The organism is Spirillospora sp. CA-128828, assembly GCF_050945415.1.
Taxonomy (GTDB): Bacteria; Actinomycetota; Actinomycetes; order Streptosporangiales; family Streptosporangiaceae; genus Spirillospora.
Genome location: NZ_CP191986.1, coordinates 4,900,542 through 4,921,295 on the forward strand (window position 1 = coordinate 4,900,542; position 20,754 = coordinate 4,921,295).

Genomic DNA, 20,754 nt, shown 5'->3' on the forward strand with positions numbered 1-20,754 from the left:
ACCGGGAAGGGACGACCACGGCGACCGCGGGCCCGCGCGGATGGAGGGGGAGGGTCCATGGCGGGGGTCCGCGGCGGCCTCCGGACACGGAAGAGGGCCCGCGACATCCGTCGGGCCGGAGTCGTCCCACAGGCGGTGAGAACGAGGCTCCGTTTTCTACTGGATGTCCGGGCCCTTCCGTGGTCCAACCCCCCGCGCGATCGGGCGGCTCCGCCCGGGCACGGCCCCGGCCCACCGCGCTGGCTCGGGCGGGCACGATGCCGATCACTCGCGTGATCCCCGTCCCCGTCGCGGCGCGGTGCCCGGCGGCGCCTCGGGCGGCCGATCGGTGAGTCCCGTGCTGGACTGCAGCAAAACTACCGCCTTCCGCCCCCTTGTCAACCGCCGCATGTTCTGCGGCGACTCCACGTTCCCCCAGTTCAGCACCATGATCAGGGCGTCCGGCGAATTGCCCGCCGGACGCCGCCGATCATGGTTTCGGGGGGCTCAGCCGCCGGGCGCGGAGACCACGACGGTCCCGGACGCGGTGACCGCCACGACCGGCTCGGGCAGTACCTCGGCGGCCGACTCGCCCTTGTCGGGGCGGCCCCGGCACACCACGCGGGCCTCGAACTCCATCACGCGGCTGCGGGTGCCGGCGCGGGTGAGGACGGCCGTGGTCTCAAGGACGTCCCCGGCCCGGACGGGCGCGCGGAACTGCACGTCGGAGTAGGAGGCGAACAGGCCCTCGTCGCCGTCGGTGCGGATGCACAGCTCCGTCGCCACGTCCCCGAACAGCCCGAGCACGTACGCGCCGTCGACCAGGTCGCCGGCGTAGTGGGCGTGCGAGTAGGGGATGTAGCGGCGGTGGGTGACGGTCAGCCCCTCGCGCGGATCACTCATCATCGGTCGCTCCGTCGGTCGCTCCGTCGTTCTGGGCGGGCAGCAGGGCGTGGACGAGGTAGCTGGCGACCTCCGCGGGGGTGGTGCCCTTGCCGAAGATGCGGTCGACGCCGAGGTCGGCCTCGGTGACGGTGTCGAACCGGGGGCCGCCGACGACCAGCAGGGGCCGTCCCATGCCCCCGGCGACGGCGGTCGGGTACTCGGCGTGGAACGCGCCGGCCATCTGCTTGGTGTTGTGCAGGTGCGCGTTGCGCTGGGTGACGACCTGCGAGACCAGGACCGCGTCGGCGTTCTCGGCCTTGGCGCGCTCCACCAGCTCCTCCACCGTGACCTGGGCGCCCATGTTCACGACCTGGATCTCGCGGTAGTACTCCAGGCCCTTCTCTCCCGCGAACCCCTTGACGTTGAGGATCGCGTCGATGCCGACGGTGTGGGCGTCGGTGCCGATGCAGGCGCCGACGACGACGAGCCGCCGGTTCAGGGAGCCGCGGATCGCCTGGTTCACCTCCTGCGAGGTCAGCAGCGGGTAGGCGCGCTCCTCCGGGACGGGGATGGACGCGTAGTCGATGAGGTGCCGGACCTTGCCGTACACGATGAAGAAGGTGAAGTCGGGGCCCATCGGCTTGGCGTGGACGACGCTGGCGGGGTCCAGCCCCATCTTGCCGGCGAGCTGCAGAGCGGCGGCGTCGGCCCGTTTGCCCGCGGGGACGGGCAGGGTGAACGACATCTGCACCATGCCGTCGCCGGTGGTGTCGCCGTAGGGCCGGATCACCTGCCGGGTGTCGGCGGGCTCGGCCGGGGACTGGGTTCCGGTCCCTGTCCCGGGGGTCTCGACCGTCATGCGGGCACCTCCTGGTCGGCGGCGTTGCGGGCGGCCGCGTGCGGGTCCTCGTCGTCGAGGATCTCGATCGCGGGGTTGAAGTACCCGTCGGCGCGGGGGACGACCCCGTCCAGGCCCTTGCCGGCGTCGGGCGGGCGGCGGGTGATGCCGAACGTGCCTTCGGCGATGGCGGCGAGGAGCCCGTCGTCGGCGACGCGTCCGAGCAGGTCGACCGACTCCGACAGGACCTGCTTGGCGCGCTGGACGAGCATCCCGTCCGGGCGCGGCATGAAGTCCTCGGCGAGGTTCCCGCAGGCGTCGCGGACGTAGCGGACGTTCTCCAGCGCGAGGTCGCGGTCCGACAGCCACGGGGTGTGGATGCCCTCGGTCATCATCCCGATCAGGATGATCGACTGCCCGGTCATGACGCCGGCGAGGTTGAAGAACGCGTCCAGCAGGTACCCGGCGAAGATGTTGCCGGTCATGTGCTTGGTCGGCGGCATGTACTTCAGCGGCGCGCCGGGGAACAGCTCCCGGACGAGCTGGGCGTGCGCGAGCTCCAGCCGGAACGACTCGGGGATCGCCGGGTTGATCTCGAAGGCGTGGCCGAGGCCGAGCTGGGCGTCGGTGAGGCCGGCCTCGTGCCCGAACCGCTCGTTCAGCAGCTGGCTGACGATCACCGTGTGCGCGGCGTCGACCGCGTCGGCGGTGGTGAGGTAGTTGTCCTCGCCGGTGTTGATGACGATGCCGGCGCGGGCGTGGATCTGCCGGGAGAACCGCTGGTCGATGAACGTGCGGCGGGGGTTGATGTCGCGGAAGATGATCCCGTACATGCAGTCGTTCAGCATCATGTCCAGGCGCTCCAGCCCGGCGAGCGTGGCGATCTCCGGCATGCACAGCCCGGACGCGTAGTTCGTCAGCCGCACGTACCGGCCGAGCTCGCGGGATACGTCGTCGAGCGCGGAGCGCATCAGCCGGAAGTTCTCCCGGGTGGCGTAGGTGCCGGCGTAGCCCTCGCGGGTGGCGCCCTCGGGGACGAAGTCCAGCAGCGACTGCCCGGTGGAGCGGATCACCGCGACGATGTCGGCGCCCTCGCGCGCGGCGGCCTGCGCCTGCGGGATGTCCTCGTAGATGTCGCCGGTCGCGACGATCAGGTACACCAGCGGCCGCGGCTGGTCCGCCATGTCGGGGGTGGGCAGCTCGGCCAGCAGCCGGTCCCGTTCGGCGCGGCGCCGGTCGACGCGCGCCATCCCGCCGCGGGCGGCCTCGCCGGCGGCCTTGCGGGCGTGCTCGGCGTCGGTCCCGGACGGCAGCCGGAACGACACCCGGCCCCGGGCGGCGGCCTGGGCGAGGTCGCCGAGGGAGCCGTGCGGCCCGGTCAGCAGAGCGTCCCAGACCGGGAGGGCGAGCCCGTGCTCCAGGCCGACCTGGTCGCGGACGGTGTCGGCGAGATGGTTGGCCCAGGGGCGCCCCTCATCGTCGGCGCCGGTGAGGCCCGCGAGCCGCAGCAGCGCCCGCTCGACCGAGACGGTCGTGTGGGAGCGCGCCATCGCGATGATGGGTTCGGCGGCGCGGGCGGCGAGCCGCCGGGCGGTGCGCACCACCTCCGGATCGAGGTCCAGCTTTCCCTGCGGCGCCATCGGCGTCTCCCCTCACGCAGCCGCCCCTCTCAGGCCGGGTCGAACAATCATCCTTCGTACCGAGTTCTCTACGGGAGATCTTCCGGTATCAACACGGTATTTCACAAGAACTACCGCCAGATCTTCGCGACCTTCCCGCCGGCGGCACCCCCATCCTCCCTTCCGTGGCGGACATCTCACCTTCAGGTGACGGCCGTCGGCGAACTTGCCGGTAGCCACGTTCCGTAAAGATACGCTCACCCGAAGTCATCACGGATCTCTTGACCGGGAGGGGCATGATCGTTTACATCGTGGCCGCGGCCTGCGCGGCCGGAGTGGTGCTGGTGGCGAGCCGGCTGGTGCGGAAGGCGCGCGCCGGGGTGGAGGACCCCGATCCGGACGGGCCCACCGCGGCCCACACCGGGGCGATGCTCTCGGCGCTGTTCCTGCTGGCGTTCGCCATCGCCATCGTCGTGCCGTGGACGTCGGCGGACGCCGCCCGCTCCAACACCTACGCCGAGAGCCAGGCGGTCGCCGAGGCGTACTGGGCCGCCCAGCGCCTGGACGCCCCCGACGCCCGGCGCGTCCAGCAGGGCCTGATCTCCTACGTCGACCTCGTCCGCGGCCCCGAGTGGCGGGCCATGCGGCACGGGCGGCTCACCGCCCGCGGCTGGGCCGACCTGGACCGGCTGCGCCGCGACGTCATCGCGATCAAGGCCGGCACCGACGAACTCAAGGACGCCCGCAACGCCGTCCTCGACCACATCGGAGAGATCTCCGCGGCGCGGCGGCAGCGCGCCATGGACGCCCGGGTGACGCCTCCGCCCGGCCTGATCGCCACCACCGCCCTCACCGGGATCGTGGTCGTGCTGCTGCCGTTCCTGACCGGCGCCCGCCCGCGCGGGGCGACGCTGGTGCCGCTGACGCTGATGGCGGCGCTGCTCGCGGCCGGGATCTACCTGAGCATCGACATCTCGCACGTGTTCGCCGGCGCCCTCGCCGTCGGCCCGGACGCGTTCACCGGCCTGCACGCCGACCTCCGGCGCATCGCGGGAGGCGGCTGATGCGCCCCCGGAACGTGAGACGGCGCCGCCTCCTCCCCCGCGTCGCGGTGCTGCCCGCGGCGGCCGCGGCCGCCCTGGCGTTCCCGGCCTGCGCTCTCGCCGGCCCGGACCCGACACCCCTGATCCAGGTGTGCATCGACATCCACATCGGCGTCGACGCCCCGCCCGGCTGCGAACCACCGCCGGACACCCCGCCGCCGCCATCGCCCGTGCCGCCGCCGCATACGGAGGAGCCCCCGCCGGAGACACCCGACCTCCCGGAGAAGCCGGCCGAGCCACCACGGCCCGAGGCGGAAGACCCGGCCGCACCGAGCCCGCGGCCCGCGGCGATCGCGCGGCGGGCGCCCAGCCCGCCGCCGCGGACGCGGCCCGAGCCCGCACCTCCCGCCGAGCGCCCGCCCCCGGCCGAGTCCTCCCCCGCGCCGGCGCACGAGGCGCCGCGCGCGGTGAAGGCGCCGTCCCGGCGCCGCGACCCGCTGAGCACCCCGCTGGTGCTGGTGGTCGTCGCGGTCGTCGTCAGCGCGGGCACCGCCATCGCCTTCGCGCGCTGAGCGGCACGTCAGGGCAGCCGGCCGACTCCGCCGAACACCAGGAACCGCTCGGGATCGTCGACGGTCTCCCCCTCGTCCGGACGCCACAGCGGCACGTACACCAGGCCGGGGTCGAGCATGTCCCAGCCGTCGAAGAACCGCAGGATCTCGGTGTGCGACCGGGACACCGCAGGGGACGTGGCGCGGTCGTACAGCTTGCCGATCGCCGCGGTCTTGCCCGGCTGCGCCTCATGGGTGAGATGGGAGACCACCAGGGCGCTGCCGGGCGCGGCCGCGTCGCGCAGCGCCGCGACGATGCCGGCCGGGTCCTCCTCGTCCTTGATCAGGTGCAGTGCCGCGACGAGCAGGAACGCGACCGGCTCGGCGGGGTCGATCAGCCCCTTCAGGCCGGGGTCGGCGAGGATGCCCCCGGGGTCGCGCATGTCGGCCTGGATCACCGTGGCGCGGTCGTTGCCCGCCAGGATGCTGCGGCTGTGCGCGACCGCGACGTCGTCGTTGTCGACGTACACCACGCGCGCGGCCGGATTCACGCTCTGCGCGACCTCGTGCACGTTGCCCTGCGTCGGGATGCCCGACCCGATGTCGACGAACTGGGCGATGCCGGCCTCCGCGAGCGTGCGGACCGCCCGGCGCAGGAACGCCCGGTTCGCCTGCGCCAGTTCCCGCGCCTGCGGCTCGACCCGCAGCAGCCCCGTCGCCAGATCGCGGTCGGACGCGAAATTGTGGGCTCCGCCGAGCAGAAAGTCATACACCCGTGCGACGCTAGGCCTCTGACTGTCGACTTCGGGTGGGATCCACTCGGAGTCCATGCATCGTCTCCCTTTTTCAACCGAAGGGTGCCGTCCGCGCGGACCTCAGCGTAACGCGCGCCACCGCGGGCGGCCCGCGCATACGGGACAGTGAGGACCGATGTCCGAACCCCCCGCAGGGCCGGGACCGGTGACCGTCCTGCTCACCCCGGACGGCCTGATCACCGGGTGGAGCGAGGGCGCGGCGCGGCTGTTCGGCCGCGACGCCGCCGCGGCGGCCGGAGCCGTGCTGCCCGACCTGCTCGGCCGCCCCGCCGCGGCCGAGCCGCTGCTGGTGGCGCTGAAGCTGGCCGGGTCCGGCCGCGCCTGGTGCGGGGTACTGCCGCTGTCGGGGGACGGCCTGTCGGTCACCTGCGAGCCGATGACGGGCCCGGACGGCCGCGTCCAGGTGCTGCTGACCGTCTCCCCGCCCTGGACGGGCGGGCTGCAGCTGCTGAACGAGGCCGGCCGCCGCATCGGTTCCACCCTCGACCTGCATCTGACCGCACGGGAGATCGTCGCCGTCACGGTGCCCCGGTTCGCCGACGCGGGCGCGATCTACGTGCTGGAACGGCTGCTGGCCGACGACGACCAGCCCGCCGTCGAGGCCGACGGCTCGGCGGTCGTGCGGCGCCTCGCGGTCGCGTTCGCCGAGGACGACCCGAAGCGCTGGGCCCGCGAGTTCCCCGTCAACGAGGTCATCGTCTACCCGCCGTCCACCCCCTACGCCCGCTGCCTCGGCACCGGCCGCATGATCGAGTTCGGCGGCGACGCCGTCCAGGACACTCTCGCGCACCGCACCGGCCGCCTCATCGACGGCCTCCTGGAGCACGTCTCGCTGCTGGCGGTGCCGCTGATCGCGCGCGGCCGGGCGCTCGGGTTCGCGGTGTTCAGCCGCAAGCGCGGCCGGCTGCCGTTCGGCGCCGCCGACGCCGCGCTGGCCTCCGAGCTGGCCGGCCGCGCCGCGACATGCGTCGACAACGCCTTCCAGTACCGGCGCGAGCACCGCACCGCGACGGCGCTGAAGGCCGGGCTGCTGCCCGCCGCTGTCGCCGCGCCGCCGGGACTGGAGATCGCGCACCGCTACCTGCCGGCCCGCAGCGGCGTCGGCGGCGACTGGTACGACGTGGTCCCGCTCCCCGGCGACAAGATCGCCGTGGTGATCGGCGACTCGGTCGGGCACGGCGTCACCGCCGCCGCCGCGATGGGGCAGCTCCGGGTCGCCGCGCACACCCTGGTCAGCTGCGAGTTCCCGCCGGGCGAGGTGCTGCGGCGGCTCGACGCCATCGCGCAGGACCTGGACGCCGCCCAGTTCGCCACCTGCCTGTGCCTGGTCTGCGACCCGCGGACGCTGCGCTGCGAGGTGGCGAGCGCCGGACACCCCCCGCCGCTGCTCGCCCTTCCCGGCGGGGCGGCGCGGCACTTCGCCGTCCCCGAGGGGCTGCCGCTCGGGGTGTCCGACGCCGCCCACCCCGCCGAGTACGCCCAGGTGCCGGCGGCGATCCCGGCGGGCGCCACCCTCGCCCTCTACACCGACGGCCTCGTGGAGAGCCGCATGCGCAACCTGGACGAGGGCATCGCCCGCCTCGCGTCGGCCCTGGTCGCCTCGCAGGACGGCACGCTGGAGGACACGGCCGACGGCGTCCTCACCCTCCTCGCCGACCAGCAGGGCCACGACGACATAGCCCTGCTCCTGGTCCGCCCGTCCGGCCCGTGACCGGCGGCGGGGCCGCTACAGGCCCGGGATCTCGTGGTTGCGGAACGCGTCCACGAAGTATTCGTGGTCGTCCCGGACGATCTCGGCGTACTCGGTGCCGAACGCGACCATCGCCTCGACGAACGCGGACTCGTCCGGGCCGATCGCCGCATTGATGGCGTCCTCGACCTGGAACCCGACCAGGGTGTGGTCGGAGTCGGTGTCGGACACGCAGTGCACCTTGGCGGTGGCGCGGCCCAGGTCGTCCAGCACCGACAGCATGTCCTCGGGCTCGGTGAGGCCGCCCCAGTCCAGGTCCTCCTCGTAGGGCGACAACTCCTGGACGACGTAGCCGACGCCGTCGATCTGGGTGTGCCCGAGCCACGGGTCGCTGTTGGCCTGCAGCGCCCGCCGCGACACCGCGGTGCGGTGCCCGTGGTGCTGGAAGTACTCGCGGATGCGCGGATCGTCGACGACACGGCTGGCCGCGGCGACGTTGCCCTGCTTCATCGACAGGATGACGTCGTTCTCCAGCGCCTGCGTGTTGCCCTCCACCAGGATGTTGTAGGCCGACAGCCCGGCCGACCCGATCCCGAACCCGGACGCGCCGACGATGTCCTTGACCTCGTAGGTGAGGCTGCCGAACCGCTTCTCCGACGGGATGGTCGTCAGGTACTCCTGGTAGGCGGCCTCGACCTTGGCGCGCTCGGCCTCGTCCAGGCGGCGGACGCCGGGCCGGTCCCGGAACCGGCGGTCCGGCCCGTCCACGACCGTCATGCCCTGCAGTAGCGCGATCCGGGTGCCGCCCATCGCGGCCACCAGCACGTCCCGGACGTAGCCGTCGGTGGTGGCGAGCGTCAGCGCGAACTTCTCGTCGCCCTCGTGCGCGGCGAAGTGCCGGACCTGGTCGACGTAGCCGCGCACGTAGGTCTCGATGAGCCGGCGGATGTCGGCGTCGGAGATCGCCTTCTGCCAGGCCAGCAGCGCCAGGCTCGCGACGAGCCGCTTGACGTCCCAGGTGAAGTGGCCGACGTACGCCTCGTCGTAATCGTTGACGTCGAAGACGAACACGCCGTCGTCGTTCATGTAGGTGCCGAAGTTCTGCGCGTGCAGGTCCCCCTGGATCCATACGCGGGACGTGCGCTCGTCGGCCCACGGGTCGTCGTCGTGCACGATGTCGGCGTAGAACAGGCAGGCGCTGCCCCGGTAGAACGCGAACGGGTCGGAGGCCATCTTGCGGAAGCGGCGGCGGAACTCGGCGGGGCTGCGCTCCACCAGGTCCGAGAACGCGTCGACCAGGACGTCGACGATCTGCGCCCGGCGCTCCTTCGGGTCCCGCCCGCGCAGCTCCTCGGTGATGCTCGCCATGCTCTCTCCCTCGATGATCGGGTGACCCCGCCGCCGCCCGCCCGCCGCGACCGTGGGGCGTTCCCGGTCATTCTGCCGAATCCGCACCCGTCCGGGAGGTGAACAGCGCGCGCACGGCGGGTTCCGACCGGACCAGTTCCAGCGCCGTCTCGGCGTGCCCAGGGACGTAGCCGTTCCCGATGAGCATCGTGACGTCGGCGGCCAGCCCCTCGGCACCGAGCGCGGCCGCCGGGAACGAGGTCGCCATCGAGAAGAACACGACGGTGCCGCCCGGCGCGGTGGCCAGGATCGCGCCGTGCTCGCAGCCCGGCACGTCCACGCACACCACGGTGACGTCGGCGGGCTCCCCGACGGCCGCGGCCACGGCCACGGGGTCGCGGGCGTCGGCGCGGACGACGACGTCGGCGAGACCGGTGGCGGCCAGCCGCTCCTCCTCCGCGGCGGTGGGCACCAGCCCGATGACGCGTGCGGCGCCCGCGCGGCGGGCGGCGGCGAGCGCCAGGCATCCGCTCTTGCCGGCGGCGCCCAGCACCAGGACCGCCGGCGCTCCCTTCTGCGCCGCGACGACGCGGTGCGTCAGGGCGGGCGCGCCGCAAACGTCCATGACCGCGAGGGCCAGCGGCACCGGCAGGTCGCCGGGCAGCACGGCGGCGATGGAGCGCGCGAACAGGATCGCGTGCCCCCTCGCGGGCACCTGCTCCGACCGACCGTCCCATCCGGCCAGGCCGTCGGTGATCGCCAGCGGGGTGAGGGTGAGGGACACCAGGGTGGCGACGCGGTCGCCGGGCGCCAGGCCGACCGGCGACTCCGGGCCGGCCTCGTCCACGACGCCGACGAGCATGCCGCCCGAGCCGGTGACCGGGTTGTGCATCTTGCCGCGCTCGCCGATGATCCGCAGCACCTCGGCGCGGATCGCGTCCGGGTCGCCGCCGTGCGCGGTGTGCAGCTGCCGGTAGGAGGCGGCGTCCAGGTTGAGGCGCTCGACGGAGATCCGCACTTCGTCGGGCCGGATCCGCGGGTCGGGGTCCAGCCGGTGCGCGGCCTGCGGCAGCACTCCCGCGGGTTCCAGCACCCGGTGCAGCCCCACCGCCGTCCCGGTCCCGCCTTCGGTCATCGCCGTCCCGCCTCTCTCCCGTTTTCCCCTGACGTGGCGCAAGATATCCAGAACACCACTGGTTTCATCGAAAGTCTTCCCGTAATGTCGGCGGTACACAAGACTTTTATGCGATCAATGTGAGGCGAGGAGGCGGTCGAGAATGACCACTGCCCTGCACCCGGACGCCGTACCGTCCGACGAGACCGCACGCCAGCCGTACGTCTACCGGCGCCGGCCCCTGGAGGAGCCCGACTGGCGGCGGCTGCCCGGGTGGCGGGACGTCACGCAGGCCGAATGGGAGTCGGCGCAGTGGCAGCGCGCCCACTGCGTGAAGAACCTGCGGCAGCTCCGCAAGGTCATGGGCGACCTGCTCGACGAGTCGTTCTACGCCGACCTCGAGCGCGACCAGGCCGAGCGCGCCACGATGTCGATGCTCCTGCCGCCGCAGATGCTCAACACGATGGACGCCTCGTCCACCGCGGCCTTCTACGCCGACCCGGTGCGCCGCTACATGCTCCCGGTGCTCAGCGACCGGCGCACCGACTGGCCGTCCCACCCGCACGCCTCCCGGGACTCGCTGCACGAGGCCGAGATGTGGGCCGTCGAGGGCCTCACCCACCGCTACCCCACCAAGGTGCTGGCCGAGCTCCTGCCGACCTGCCCGCAGTACTGCGGGCACTGCACCCGCATGGACCTGGTCGGCAACTCCACGCCGAACGTCGACAAGCACAAGTTCACCATCAAGCCGCCGGACCGGCTCGGCGCCATGCTCGACTACCTGCGCCGCACCCCGGGCGTCCGCGACGTGGTCGTCTCCGGCGGCGACGTCGCCAACATGCCGTGGCCGCGGCTGGAGTCGTTCGTCGACTCGCTGCTGGACATCGACAACATCCGCGACATCCGCCTCGCCACCAAGGCGCTCATGGGGATGCCGCAGCACTGGCTGCAGGACGACGTCCGCGCCGGCATGGAGCGCCTCGCCACGAAGGCGCAGGAGCGCGGCGCGCAGATCGCGATCCACACCCACGTCAACGCCGCCCAGTCGTTGACGCCGCTGGTCGCCAAGGCCGCCCGCGCGATGCTCGACACGGGCATCCGCGACGTGCGCAACCAGGGCGTCCTGCTGCGCGGCGTCAACGACACGCCGGAGGCGCTGCTCGACCTGTCGTTCGCGCTGCTCGACGAGGCCGGGATCATGCCGTACTACCTGTACATGTGCGACATGATCCCCAACAGCGAGCACTGGCGGCTCGCCGTCTGGGAGGCGCAGGAGCTGCAGCACGCCATCATGGGCTACCTGCCCGGCTTCGCCACGCCGCGGATCGTCTGCGACGTCCCCTACGTCGGCAAGCGGTGGGTGCACCAGCTCGCCGGCTACGACCGCGAGCGCGGCATCTCCTACTGGACGAAGAACTACCGCACCGGCCTGGAACTGTCCGACCCGGACGCGCTGACCAGGCGGTACGAGTACCACGACCCGATCTACACGCTGCCGGAGGAGGGCCGGGAGTGGTGGCGGGAGCGGTCGAGGGCCGCCTGAGCCGTCCCACCCGGCGCCTTTACATTGTAGATCAGAAACATGGCGTAGATCAGGAGCACGGCGGAATATGCTCGGAGGGGTGACCTCCGACCTGATCGCCCGGTTTCCGGTCGGCGCCTCGGTGACCGCCGCCGACCTCGAGGACGACCCGCATCCGCACCTGGCGCGGCTCCGGGAGCGCGAGCCCGTCTCGTGGCTGCCCGCGCTGGGCGGCTGGCTGGTGACCTCCCGCGACCTGGCCCTGCGGGTCATGCGCGACCCGGCGGCGTTCACCGTGGACGATCCGCGCTTCTCCACCGCCCGGGTCGTCGGGCCGAGCATGCTGTCGCTGGACGGCCCCGTCCACACGCGGCACCGCGACGCGTTCGCCCGGCCGTTCCGCCCGGCGCCGACCCGGGAGCGGTTCACCGCGTTCGTCGAGGCCGAGGTCGACCGGCTCGTCGGCGGGCTCGCGCCGGCGGGGCGCGCCGAGCTGCGCGGCGAGCTGGCCGGGCCGCTCGCCGTCGCGGTCGTCGCCGAGACCCTCGGGCTGTACGGCGTGGACGCCGCGACCGTCCGGTCCTGGTACGGCGCGTTCGTCGAGGCGGTGTCGGCCATCACCGCTGGCGGCGAGGCTCCGGAGCGCGCCGGCGAGGCGTACCGGCTGCTGCGCGCGGCGGTCGAGGAGGCGATCGACGCGTCCCGGCCCGGGTCGCCGCTCGCCGAGGCGGCGCGCGGCGGCCTGACCACCGCCGAGGTCGTCGCGAACGCGGCGATCCTCATGTTCGGCGGCATCGACACCACCGAGGGCATGATCGCCAACGCGGTGCACCACCTGCTCGGGCACCCCGGCGAGCTCCGGCTCGTGCTGGACGACCGCGACCTGCTGCCCGCCGCGATCGAGGAGTCGCTGCGGCTGGAGCCCTCCGCGTCGGTCGTCGACCGGTACGCCACCGGCGACACCGACCTCGGCGGGACGCCCGTCCCGGCCGGCGACCTCGTGCGCGTGTCGATCGCCGGCGCCAACCGCGACCCGGCGGTCTTCCCCGACCCGGACCGGTTCGACCCGCGGCGCGCCAACGTGGCCGAGCACCTGGCGTTCGCGCACGGACCGCACTTCTGCTTCGGCGCCCACCTGGCCCGGCTGGAGGCCCGCACCGCGCTCGCCGCGCTGCTGGAGCGGCTGCCCGGGCTGCGGCTCGACCCGTCCCGTCCCGCCCGCCCGCGCGGCCTGGTGTTCCGCAGGCCCCCGGAGCTGCACGTCCGCTGGGACGCCTGACGGCCGGTCCGGCACGCTCCGGGCGGCCCCTCGGGCCCCGCCGCTGTGGGACCATGCACCAATGATCGAGGAACGCCGGGTCGAGCTGCGCTTCGGGCTGGAAAGCCGGGAGGCCGGAACGCACACCAACCTGTCCGCCGTGCGCCAGGACGGCCGCTGCCTGTGGGTCGCGGGCGACGAGACGGCCACCATCGAGCGGCTCACCGCCACCGTGGACGAGGACGGGCGCGTCACCGGCTACGCCGACCAGGTCACGGCCGCGCTCGCCGACCTCGTCCCGCTCCCGGGCGGCCCCGGCGAGGAGGCCGACATCGAGGGCCTCGCCCGCGCCAACGGCTGGCTGTGGGCGATCGGCTCGCACAGCCTCAAACGCAAGAAGATCAAGGCCGGGCAGAGCGCCGCGAAGGCGCGCAAGCGGCTGGCCACCGTCGTCCGCGAGGACAACCGGTACATCCTCGCCCGGCTGCCCCTGGTCACCGGGGAGGACGGGCTGCCCCGCGTCGTCCGCGAGGACGGGGACCGCACCGCGGCCGTCCTCGGGCTGGACAAGGACTCCATCACCGACCTCCTGGAGGACGACCCGCACCTCGCGCCGTTCCTGTCCATCCCGAGCAAGGACAACGGCATCGACATCGAGGGTGTGGCCGCCCACGGCGACCGCCTCTACATCGGCCTGCGCGGACCGGTGCTGCGCGGCTGGGCGGTGCTGGTGGAGATCCGCCCGGGCACGCATCCGGGCGACCCGCGGCGGCTGCGGGCGCTGCCGCTGGGCGACGGCAAGGACCTCTACCGCACCCACTTCCTGGACCTGCGCGGCCTCGGCGTCCGCGACCTGTGCCCGCACGGCGACGACCTGCTGATCCTCACCGGGCCGAGCATGGACCTGGACGGCCCGGTGCGGGTCGTGCGGTGGCGGGACGCGGCCAAGGCCGACGCGCCCGAGATCGTCACCGCCGGCGAGCTGGAGGTCCTGGGCGACCTCCCCCACGGCGACGGGGACGACCACGCCGAGGGCATCGCCGTCCTGGACGAGCCGGGTGCCCGCGGCACCCGCGTGCTGGTGGTCTACGACAGCCCCTCCCCCGGGCGGCTCACGGCGGACGGCGGCGTCCTCGCCGACGTGATCGACCTCGGCGAGGGGACCTGAATAAGCGTTCGCTTGCATGCTCTGCTTGGATGGGTCCTGCAACGGCGGGAGTCGAAGGGCGGGGCAGCGCATGATCGAGTGGTCCGAGGAAGACCTGATGATCCGGGACGCGGTGCGCGGCTGGATCGACGCGGAGGTCAGGCCCAGCCTGGACGCGCTGGAGTCGGGCGACCTCCCGCCGTACGACCTGCTCCGCGGCCTGTACAAGACGTTCGGGCTGGACGAGATGGCCCGCTCGTCCTTCCAGGCCCGGATCGCCAAGGAGCGCGGGGGTGGTTCCCTCGACGAGGGGCGGTCCGGCGGCGGCAACGTGGCGATGACCATGCTGCCGATCATCGAGCTGTGCAAGGTCGCCCCCGGCCTGGTCTCGGCGATGGGCGTCAGCCTCGGCCTCGCCGCCGGGACGATCATGAAGCGCGGCACCCCGGAGCAGAAGGAGCGCTGGGCCCTCTCGCTGCTCACCATGGAGAAGGTCGGCGCCTGGGCGATCACCGAACCGAACTCCGGATCGGACGCCTTCGGCGGCATGCAGGCGACCGCCAGGAGGTCCGGCGACGAGTACGTCCTCAACGGAAGCAAGACCTTCATCACCAACGGCCCCTACGCCGACACCATCGTCTTCTACTGCAAGCTCGACGACGACCGCGGCCCGGCGGGCCGTGATCCCCGCGACCGGGAGATCCTCACCTTCGTCCTCGACCGCGGCATGGAGGGCCTGGAGCAGAGCAGGCCCCTGCGCAAGATGGGCCTGCACTCCTCCCCCACCGGCGAGCTGTTCCTCAACGACGTCCGCGCCGGCACCGACCGGCTTCTCACGTCCGGTTCCCAGGGCGGCAAGGAGTCGGCCAGGCAGAACTTCGTCACCGAGCGCGCCGGCGTCGCGGCGATGGCCCTCGGCGTCATCGAGGAGTGCCTGCGGCTGTCGGTCGAGTACGCCAAGACCCGCGAGCTGTGGGGGCAGCGCATCGGCGACTTCCAGCTCATCCAGCTGAAGCTGGCCAAGATGGAGGTCGCGCGGCTCAACGTCCAGAACCTGGTGTTCCGGCACATCGAGATGCAGCGCTCCGGCCGCACCCCGACCCTCGCCGAGGCGTCCGCGATGAAGCTCTACGCCGCGCAGGCCGCCAGCGAGGCCGCCCAGGAGGCCGTCCAGCTGTTCGGCGGCAACGGCTACATGAGCGAGTACCGCGTCGAGCAACTCGCCCGCGACGCCAAGTCGTTCCAGATCTACGCCGGCACCGACGAGATCCAGGTCACCCACATCGCCCGCGACCTGCTCTCCCGCTGACACTCCCGCCGTTTCCCGGCGAACCGTCGGACCCCTCTGTGATCATGAAGCTCCGACGGTCCCCCTGGAAAGGCCCCGCATGTCCACCGACCTGTACGGCGCCCGCGTCCTGGACGTCGCCCCCGGCGAACTGCGCGCACTCTTCCGCATCTTCGTCGTGTACTACGACGTCCACGACAGGAGTCACGCGCCACTGCCGGACGGCGACGTCGGCTTCTTCTTCCGCATCCTGTGGGAGGCCGCGCACGACCGGCCGATCAAGCAGTGGCACGCGCTGCAGGCCGTGAGCCTGGACGACTTCCTGGACGTGGACTGGGGTGAGGCCAACTCCCACCTGTACGTGCGCCGCGTCGACAGGGTCGCCGCCCGCAACCACCCGGCCAAGGACGACGCCTGGGAGGACCTGCACGACTTCTACTACGAGCGCGACGGCGGCTGGGTGAACGAGGACCGGCTCGTCCAAGCCGACTACGAGGTCCACGTCACCGACCCGCGCTGGCTGGAGTCGCTCACCCCTGGCGACTCCTGGGGGACGACGGTCTACGTCACCAATGCCGACCAGGTCACCGATCCTGATGCGCCGGCCGTGATCGACCTGCGCGGAGCGGCACGCAGGCTCGACCCGTTCCCCGGCACGGGCGCCGACGCCGCCACGCCCAGCGACCTGACGTTCTCCGACGACGGCGAGTACCTCGCCATGACCAGCCAGGCATGCGAGCTCGTCGTGTACCGAACCGCCGGCTGGACCGAGCACACCCGCATCCCCGAGCGGGCCGGCGTCCCGTGGGGGCAGGACGTCCAATGGGTGCCGGGGACCCACCTGCTGACCGCCCGCCCGCCGGAGTCCGAAGACGACGAGCCGCCCGCGACCGCGTACGACGTGGACGCCGGCCGGTTCGTCGAGCTCACGGACGCGCCCGGCGAACCGGCGAAGGCCTGGACACAGGACGCCGTCCGGCCGGACGGCGCGTATCTCGCCACGATCGGCGGCGACGGCTTCGGCCGCCCCCAGCGGATCGAACTCCGGCGCGCCGAGGACGAAGCCCTCCTCATGCGCTGCCGGCCGAAGGGTCACCGCTACGTCTCCCACCTGGACTGGTCGCCGGACGGCAGGGTGCTCGCCGCCGGCGTCATCGAGGACCACAACGGCTACGGCGGCGAGATACACCTGTTCGAGCCGGGCGCCCCGGTCGCCGTGCCGGAGGCCGGGCAGCCCTCCGCGGAGAAGCTTCGCGAACGCCTCGACAAGTCCTACGACGTCGAGGACATCACGACCCTCACCGGGATGCTCGCCGACCGCGCGGACGACGCGGCCGCGAAAGCGCGTGTCTGGCGCAGGACCGCGAAGCGGCTGGAGGACTGGGCGACGCCCCCGGCCGCCGCCGCCGACGCCTACCGCCGGGCGATCGAGCACGGCACCGCCACCGACGCCGCGTCCGACGGCCTCTCCCTGTCGCGCTTCCTGTACCGGAGCGGGGACCTCGACGGCGCCGTGGACGCGGCACGCGGCGCCCACCGTCTCGCGGAGAGTCTGGAGGACGGAGGCGGGAACCTCGACCTGAGGTACGCCGCCGGCGTCCGCGTGGCGGACATGACCCGCACCCGGGGCGGCAGCGGCGACCTCGACGAGGCCGAGGCGGCCTACCAGGCCTGCCTAAGCCTCAAGCCCGGCGAACCGTGGTCGCTGCTCGGCCTCGGCTGGGTGGCGGCCGAACGCGGCGACGACGAGGCCGCGCGGCCCCACCTGCTGGAGGCGGTGGACGCCGGCCACGCGCACGCCGAAGGGTACGCCGCAATGCTGCTCGGCGGCTCGGCCAAGGCCGCGCGGGACGTCGGCGAGGCGCTGCGCTGGTACGAGCGGGCCATGAACGCCCACGACCGGCACGCCCCGCTCGCTACCGGGCATCTCGGCGAGCTGCACTACCTGGTCGGCGACCGGGCCGGCGCGCGCCACTGGTACGAGCGGATGCTGAAGGTCACCGACCTGCCCGAGCTGGTCGCCGAGGCGTGCTTCCGCCTCGGGGAGATGGCCGCCGCCGGCGGCGACACCGAACGGGCGGTGAAGCACCTCGGGCGAGCCGTCCGGACGGAGGACGCGACCTTCGCCGGGCAGGCCCGGGAACTCCTCGGCACCTTGACGCCGAACTGACCCGCCGCCGCCGAACTTCCGGGCGGCGGCGGGCATCGAACAGGTGGGGGGCGGGTGAGGGCGATCGCCCGCCCCCGGGGGGCCTGCGGGCTTTCTGGACAGCCGACGATGGGGACTGGATACTCACGACTATGGACGGACAGCCCTCATTCCCGGTGAGAGCGTCCGACACGGAACGGGACCGGGTGCTGCGCGTCCTCAGCGACCGCGTGGCCGAGGGCCGGATGTCGAACGAGACGTTCGAGCGCCGTGTCGACCAGGTGCTGCAGGCGCGCAGCCGGTCCGAGCTGGCCGAGATCGTGCACGATCTGCCGCCGACGGGCCGTGTCGTCAACCGCCTGACCGGCATCATCTCCTCGGTGTCGCAGGTGACCGCCCGGATCGAGGCCGCGTGGCGCGGGCCCCGGCTGCCGCGGTTCATGCTGCCGCCGCGCGAGCTCGGCCGGATCGTCGTGGGCCGCGCGCCCGGCTGCCAGTTCATCCTCACCGACCTGACCGTCTCCCGGTTCCACGCCGAGATCTACCGGGCGGACGAGGGCTGGATGATCTCCGACCTCGGATCGATGAACGGCACCCGGGTGAACGGGTGGCGGCTGACCGGCCCGGCCCGCGTGCGGCCCGGCGACGAGGTCGGCTTCGGCAACTCCAGCTTCATCGTCACCGCGCCCTGACCACCGCGCCCTGACCACCGCGCCCTGACCACCGCGCCCTGACCACCGCATCCTGATCACCCGCACCTGATCGGCGCATCCTGATCGCCTCCCCCGGACGGCCATGACCGGTCCGGGTCTTGACGTATTCGTTAAGAGTCCTTACTTTTCTCTCCAAGTTAGGAAACCTTCTTAACTCGGAGGCGCCGTCGTGTCCGTGTCCGTCCCGGGGACCCCCAGCCTGCTGCGGGCCATCAACGACCGCGCCGCGCTGGAGGCACTGCTGGAACGGGGGCCGCTGACCCGGCCGCAGATCTCCGGCCTCACCGGGATCTCCAAGCCGACCGCCTCGCAGCTGCTCGCCCGGCTGGAGCAGGCCGGGCTGGTCGTCCGGGACGGGATCCGGGAGGGCCTGCCCGGGCGCACCGCCGAGCTGTACCGGATCAACGGCGCCGCCGCCCACGTCGCGGGCGCCGACGTCACCCCGGCGCGGATCCGCGTCAGCGTCGCCGACCTCGCGGGGACGGTCGTGGCCGAGCACACGCTGCCGACCCCGGGACGCACCGGCGTGGACGTCGTGGCCCGGATGGCCGCGGCGCTGGACGGCGCCGCCGCCGCGGCCGGCCTCGGCAGAGGCGGCCTGGACCGCGCAGTCATCGGCATCCAGGGCGCCGTCGACCCGGCGACCGGCCGGCTCGGGTACGCCTCGCACATCCCCGGCTGGCACATCCCCGACCTGGTCGGCACGCTGAGCGGCGGGCTCGGCGTGCGCGTCGCCATCGAGAACGACGTCAACCTCGCCGCGCTCGCCGAGCGGGCCGGCGGACAGGCCGCCGCGGCCCGCGACTTCGTGCTGCTGTGGGTCGCCGACGGCGTCGGCATGGCCGTCGTGCTGAACGGCGCGCTGCACCGGGGCACGACCGGAGGCGCCGGCGAGATCGGCTACATGCCCGCGGTGGGCGCGCCGCTGATGCGAGACGTCCGCCGGACCCACACCGGCGGCGTGCACAGCCTCACCGGCGGCGCGGCCGTCCTGAAGCTGATGCGCGAGCACGGTTTCCGCGGACGCGACGCCGGCACCGCCCTCGGCCGCGCCGCGGCCGAGACGGAGGCCACCGGTGAACGCATACCCACCGGCAAGCGCACCGCCACCGACGCGGGCGCGCGCGCAGAACGGGCCCTCACCGAGCTCGCGACCCGGCTCGGCGCCACCCTCGCCACGGTCGTGGCCGTCCTCGACCCATCGCTCGTCGTCCTGACCGGCGATGTCCTGCACGCCGGAGGGGAACCGCTCCGCGCGCGCGTCGAACAGCACCTGCACAGCCTGACCATCCCGCGCCCCGAGGTACGGCTCAGCACCGTCCAGGGCAACCCGGTCCTGGCCGGGGCGCTCCAGCAGGCACTCCGGGAGACCCGCGACGTGGTCTTCTCCACCACCGCCCCCTGACCCTCCCCTGCCGTCCCACTCCCCCGAAGGAGACCCGGAGTGCGCACATCGACGCGGCACCGGACCACCCCCGCCGCGCACCGGCTGACGGCCGCCCTCGCCGCCGCCGGGCTCGGCCTCACCGCCGCCGCCTGCACGGCGGGCGGCGGCGCCTCCGGCAGCGGCCCGAAGGCCGGCGAGAAGCAGACCATCGAGGTCTGGCACGGCTGGAGCGCCCCGCACGAGGTGAAGGCGTTCCAGGACGCCGTCGCCGGCTTCCACAAGGCCCACCCGAACATCACGGTCAAGCTCGTCAAGGACCAGACCGACGACCGCATCTCCAACGCCATCCGCAGCGGCAACCCACCCGACGTGGTGTCGTCCTTCACCACCGACAGCGTCGGGCAGTGGTGCCGCAGCGGCGCCTGGCAGAACCTCTCGCCCTACATCGCCGAGTCCAAGCTGGACCTGAACCAGTTCCCCAAAGCCGTCCAGCAGTACACGCAGTACAAGGGCGTCCGGTGCGCGATGCCGCTGCTGGCCGACGCCTACGGGCTCTACTACAACAAGGCCCTGATGAAGGGCGAGCAGCCCCCGAAGACCTTCACCGAGCTGACCGCGCTGGCCAAGAGGCTCACCGTCCGCGCCCCGGACGGGACGATCAAGGTCGCCGGGTTCATGCCGTCCGTCCAGTACTACGAGCATGTCCCGCAGCACATCGCCACCCAGTTCGGCATCAGGTGGCTCACGCCGGACGGGCACGCGGGTTACGCCGCCGACCCCGCAGTCAAGGCGTACCTGAAGTGGAACAAGAGCCTCATCGACTGGTACGGCTACGACAACGTCAAGAAGTTCCTGCGCTCGATGGGCCAGGAGTTCGAGTCGTCCAACCCCTTCGAGCAGGGGAAGGTCGCGATGGCCGTCGACGGCGAGTGGCGCACCACCTTCATGGAGAAGGAGGCGCCGAAGGTCGACTACGGCACCGCTCCCGCACCCGTCCCCGAGGGGCAGGAGGCCCGGTACGGGAGCGGATTCGTCGCCGGCACCGTCATCGGCGTCCCGCGCGGCGCGAAGCACGCCCCGGCGGCGTGGGAGTTCGTGAAGTACCTGACGACCGACACCACGGCGCTCGTCACGTTCGCCAACGCGCTCGGCAACGTGCCGTCCACGATCGCTTCGCTGTCGTCGCCGGACCTGAGGCTGCCGCCGCAATTCCAGACCTTCCTGTCGGTCTTCAAGAATCCGAACAGCGCCACGACGCCGCCGACCCCTAACGGCAACGACTACATAGTGAAGTTCCAGCAGTTCGTCCAGGACCGGTGGGAACCGGGCAAGGTGAGCGACCTCGACGCGGCCCTCAAGGAGCTCGACGCCAAGGTCGACGACTCGCTGAAGCTGGCCGGAGGCTGAGC

17 protein-coding genes are annotated in these 20,754 nt (G+C 72.9%); 11 read left to right on the plus strand and 6 right to left on the minus strand.

What is annotated here, in order from left to right:
- Positions 1-486 precede the first annotated feature (486 nt).
- From ACQPXG_RS24125 to ACQPXG_RS24135, 3 genes are read right to left on the minus strand one after another with little or no spacing between them, the layout of a single operon-like run.
- Positions 487-885, minus strand: coding sequence for a hotdog domain-containing protein (locus ACQPXG_RS24125; protein ID WP_433461376.1), 399 nt, complete (start codon positions 883-885; stop codon positions 487-489).
- The gene (locus ACQPXG_RS24130) at positions 875-1,723 is read right to left on the minus strand and encodes an OAM dimerization domain-containing protein (protein WP_433461377.1); all 849 of its coding nucleotides are present in this window, start codon (positions 1,721-1,723) and stop codon (positions 875-877) included. Before ACQPXG_RS24130 ends, ACQPXG_RS24125 begins: the two co-directional genes overlap by 11 nt.
- On the minus strand, positions 1,720-3,342 hold the full coding sequence (locus ACQPXG_RS24135) for a lysine 5,6-aminomutase subunit alpha (protein WP_433461378.1): 1,623 nt from the start codon (positions 3,340-3,342) through the stop codon (positions 1,720-1,722). The genes ACQPXG_RS24130 and ACQPXG_RS24135 overlap by 4 nt, the downstream gene beginning before the upstream one ends.
- A gap of 275 nt (positions 3,343-3,617) precedes the next feature.
- Between ACQPXG_RS24135 and ACQPXG_RS24140 the strand changes: the two genes are divergently transcribed.
- Both ACQPXG_RS24140 and ACQPXG_RS24145 read left to right on the plus strand, forming a co-directional pair.
- Positions 3,618-4,385: a hypothetical protein gene (locus tag ACQPXG_RS24140; RefSeq protein ID WP_433461379.1), complete on the plus strand. Its 768-nt coding sequence runs from the start codon at positions 3,618-3,620 to the stop codon at positions 4,383-4,385.
- Positions 4,385-4,936, plus strand: a complete 552-nt coding sequence (locus ACQPXG_RS24145; RefSeq protein WP_433461380.1) for a hypothetical protein — start codon at positions 4,385-4,387, stop codon at positions 4,934-4,936. The genes ACQPXG_RS24140 and ACQPXG_RS24145 overlap by 1 nt, the downstream gene beginning before the upstream one ends.
- Before the next feature lie 8 nt (positions 4,937-4,944).
- Here ACQPXG_RS24145 and ACQPXG_RS24150 read toward each other — a convergent pair whose 3' ends face one another.
- Positions 4,945-5,745 (minus strand): SAM-dependent methyltransferase, encoded by an 801-nt coding sequence (locus tag ACQPXG_RS24150; RefSeq protein ID WP_433461381.1) that lies wholly within the window; start codon positions 5,743-5,745, stop codon positions 4,945-4,947.
- Positions 5,746-5,845: 100 nt separating this feature from the next.
- Between ACQPXG_RS24150 and ACQPXG_RS24155 the strand changes: the two genes are divergently transcribed.
- A complete protein-coding gene (locus ACQPXG_RS24155) occupies positions 5,846-7,441 on the plus strand; it encodes a PP2C family protein-serine/threonine phosphatase (protein WP_433461382.1) in 1,596 nt (531 codons plus the stop codon).
- 15 nt (positions 7,442-7,456) lie between these two features.
- On the opposite strand, the gene ACQPXG_RS24160 is transcribed toward ACQPXG_RS24155, so the two are convergent.
- Both ACQPXG_RS24160 and ACQPXG_RS24165 read right to left on the minus strand, forming a co-directional pair.
- A complete protein-coding gene (locus ACQPXG_RS24160; protein ID WP_433461383.1) occupies positions 7,457-8,788 on the minus strand; it encodes a DUF2252 domain-containing protein in 1,332 nt (443 codons plus the stop codon).
- Between the two features lie 67 nt (positions 8,789-8,855).
- Positions 8,856-9,902 carry a zinc-binding dehydrogenase gene (locus ACQPXG_RS24165; RefSeq protein WP_433461384.1) on the minus strand — a complete coding sequence of 349 codons (1,047 nt, stop codon included), beginning with the start codon at positions 9,900-9,902 and terminating at the stop codon, positions 8,856-8,858.
- A 142-nt stretch (positions 9,903-10,044) separates the two neighbouring features.
- Between ACQPXG_RS24165 and ACQPXG_RS24170 the strand changes: the two genes are divergently transcribed.
- The 8 genes from ACQPXG_RS24170 to ACQPXG_RS24205 all read left to right on the plus strand — a co-directional run bounded on the left by ACQPXG_RS24170 (position 10,045) and on the right by ACQPXG_RS24205 (position 20,752).
- Positions 10,045-11,424, plus strand: a complete 1,380-nt coding sequence (locus ACQPXG_RS24170) for a KamA family radical SAM protein (RefSeq protein WP_433461385.1) — start codon at positions 10,045-10,047, stop codon at positions 11,422-11,424.
- A gap of 79 nt (positions 11,425-11,503) precedes the next feature.
- Entirely contained in the window at positions 11,504-12,682 is a 1,179-nt protein-coding gene (locus tag ACQPXG_RS24175) for a cytochrome P450 (RefSeq protein WP_433461386.1), read from the plus strand.
- A gap of 61 nt (positions 12,683-12,743) precedes the next feature.
- The gene (locus ACQPXG_RS24180) at positions 12,744-13,829 is read left to right on the plus strand and encodes a DUF3616 domain-containing protein (protein ID WP_433461387.1); all 1,086 of its coding nucleotides are present in this window, start codon (positions 12,744-12,746) and stop codon (positions 13,827-13,829) included.
- A 70-nt stretch (positions 13,830-13,899) separates the two neighbouring features.
- Positions 13,900-15,117, plus strand: coding sequence for an acyl-CoA dehydrogenase family protein (locus tag ACQPXG_RS24185; protein WP_433461388.1), 1,218 nt, complete (start codon positions 13,900-13,902; stop codon positions 15,115-15,117).
- Between the two features lie 79 nt (positions 15,118-15,196).
- Positions 15,197-17,266, plus strand: a complete 2,070-nt coding sequence (locus ACQPXG_RS24190) for a hypothetical protein (RefSeq protein ID WP_433461389.1) — start codon at positions 15,197-15,199, stop codon at positions 17,264-17,266.
- Between the two features lie 131 nt (positions 17,267-17,397).
- Positions 17,398-17,937, plus strand: coding sequence for a DUF1707 domain-containing protein (locus tag ACQPXG_RS24195; protein WP_433461390.1), 540 nt, complete (start codon positions 17,398-17,400; stop codon positions 17,935-17,937).
- A 190-nt stretch (positions 17,938-18,127) separates the two neighbouring features.
- Complete coding sequence (locus ACQPXG_RS24200) at positions 18,128-19,363, plus strand: ROK family transcriptional regulator (RefSeq protein ID WP_433461391.1); 1,236 nt, start codon at positions 18,128-18,130, stop codon at positions 19,361-19,363.
- 39 nt (positions 19,364-19,402) lie between these two features.
- Positions 19,403-20,752, plus strand: coding sequence for an ABC transporter substrate-binding protein (locus ACQPXG_RS24205; protein WP_433461392.1), 1,350 nt, complete (start codon positions 19,403-19,405; stop codon positions 20,750-20,752).
- Positions 20,753-20,754: the final 2 nt, after the last annotated feature.

Excerpts from the sequence above, each read along its gene's own strand:
- ACQPXG_RS24160 (WP_433461383.1), bottom strand. The coding sequence starts at position 8,788 with ATGGCGAGCATCACCGAGGAGCTGCGCGGGCGGGACCCGAAGGAGCGC.
- ACQPXG_RS24155 (WP_433461382.1), top strand. The coding sequence starts at position 5,846 with ATGTCCGAACCCCCCGCAGGGCCGGGACCGGTGACCGTCCTGCTCACC.
- ACQPXG_RS24195 (WP_433461390.1), top strand. The coding sequence starts at position 17,398 with ATGGACGGACAGCCCTCATTCCCGGTGAGAGCGTCCGACACGGAACGG.
- ACQPXG_RS24185 (WP_433461388.1), top strand. The coding sequence starts at position 13,900 with ATGATCGAGTGGTCCGAGGAAGACCTGATGATCCGGGACGCGGTGCGC.
- ACQPXG_RS24145 (WP_433461380.1), top strand. The coding sequence starts at position 4,385 with ATGCGCCCCCGGAACGTGAGACGGCGCCGCCTCCTCCCCCGCGTCGCG.
- ACQPXG_RS24130 (WP_433461377.1), bottom strand. The coding sequence starts at position 1,723 with ATGACGGTCGAGACCCCCGGGACAGGGACCGGAACCCAGTCCCCGGCC.
- ACQPXG_RS24180 (WP_433461387.1), top strand. The coding sequence starts at position 12,744 with ATGATCGAGGAACGCCGGGTCGAGCTGCGCTTCGGGCTGGAAAGCCGG.
- ACQPXG_RS24170 (WP_433461385.1), top strand. The coding sequence starts at position 10,045 with ATGACCACTGCCCTGCACCCGGACGCCGTACCGTCCGACGAGACCGCA.
- ACQPXG_RS24125 (WP_433461376.1), bottom strand. The coding sequence starts at position 885 with ATGATGAGTGATCCGCGCGAGGGGCTGACCGTCACCCACCGCCGCTAC.
- ACQPXG_RS24165 (WP_433461384.1), bottom strand. The coding sequence starts at position 9,902 with ATGACCGAAGGCGGGACCGGGACGGCGGTGGGGCTGCACCGGGTGCTG.
- ACQPXG_RS24140 (WP_433461379.1), top strand. The coding sequence starts at position 3,618 with ATGATCGTTTACATCGTGGCCGCGGCCTGCGCGGCCGGAGTGGTGCTG.
- ACQPXG_RS24150 (WP_433461381.1), bottom strand. The coding sequence starts at position 5,745 with ATGGACTCCGAGTGGATCCCACCCGAAGTCGACAGTCAGAGGCCTAGC.
- ACQPXG_RS24135 (WP_433461378.1), bottom strand. The coding sequence starts at position 3,342 with ATGGCGCCGCAGGGAAAGCTGGACCTCGATCCGGAGGTGGTGCGCACC.
- ACQPXG_RS24190 (WP_433461389.1), top strand. The coding sequence starts at position 15,197 with ATGTCCACCGACCTGTACGGCGCCCGCGTCCTGGACGTCGCCCCCGGC.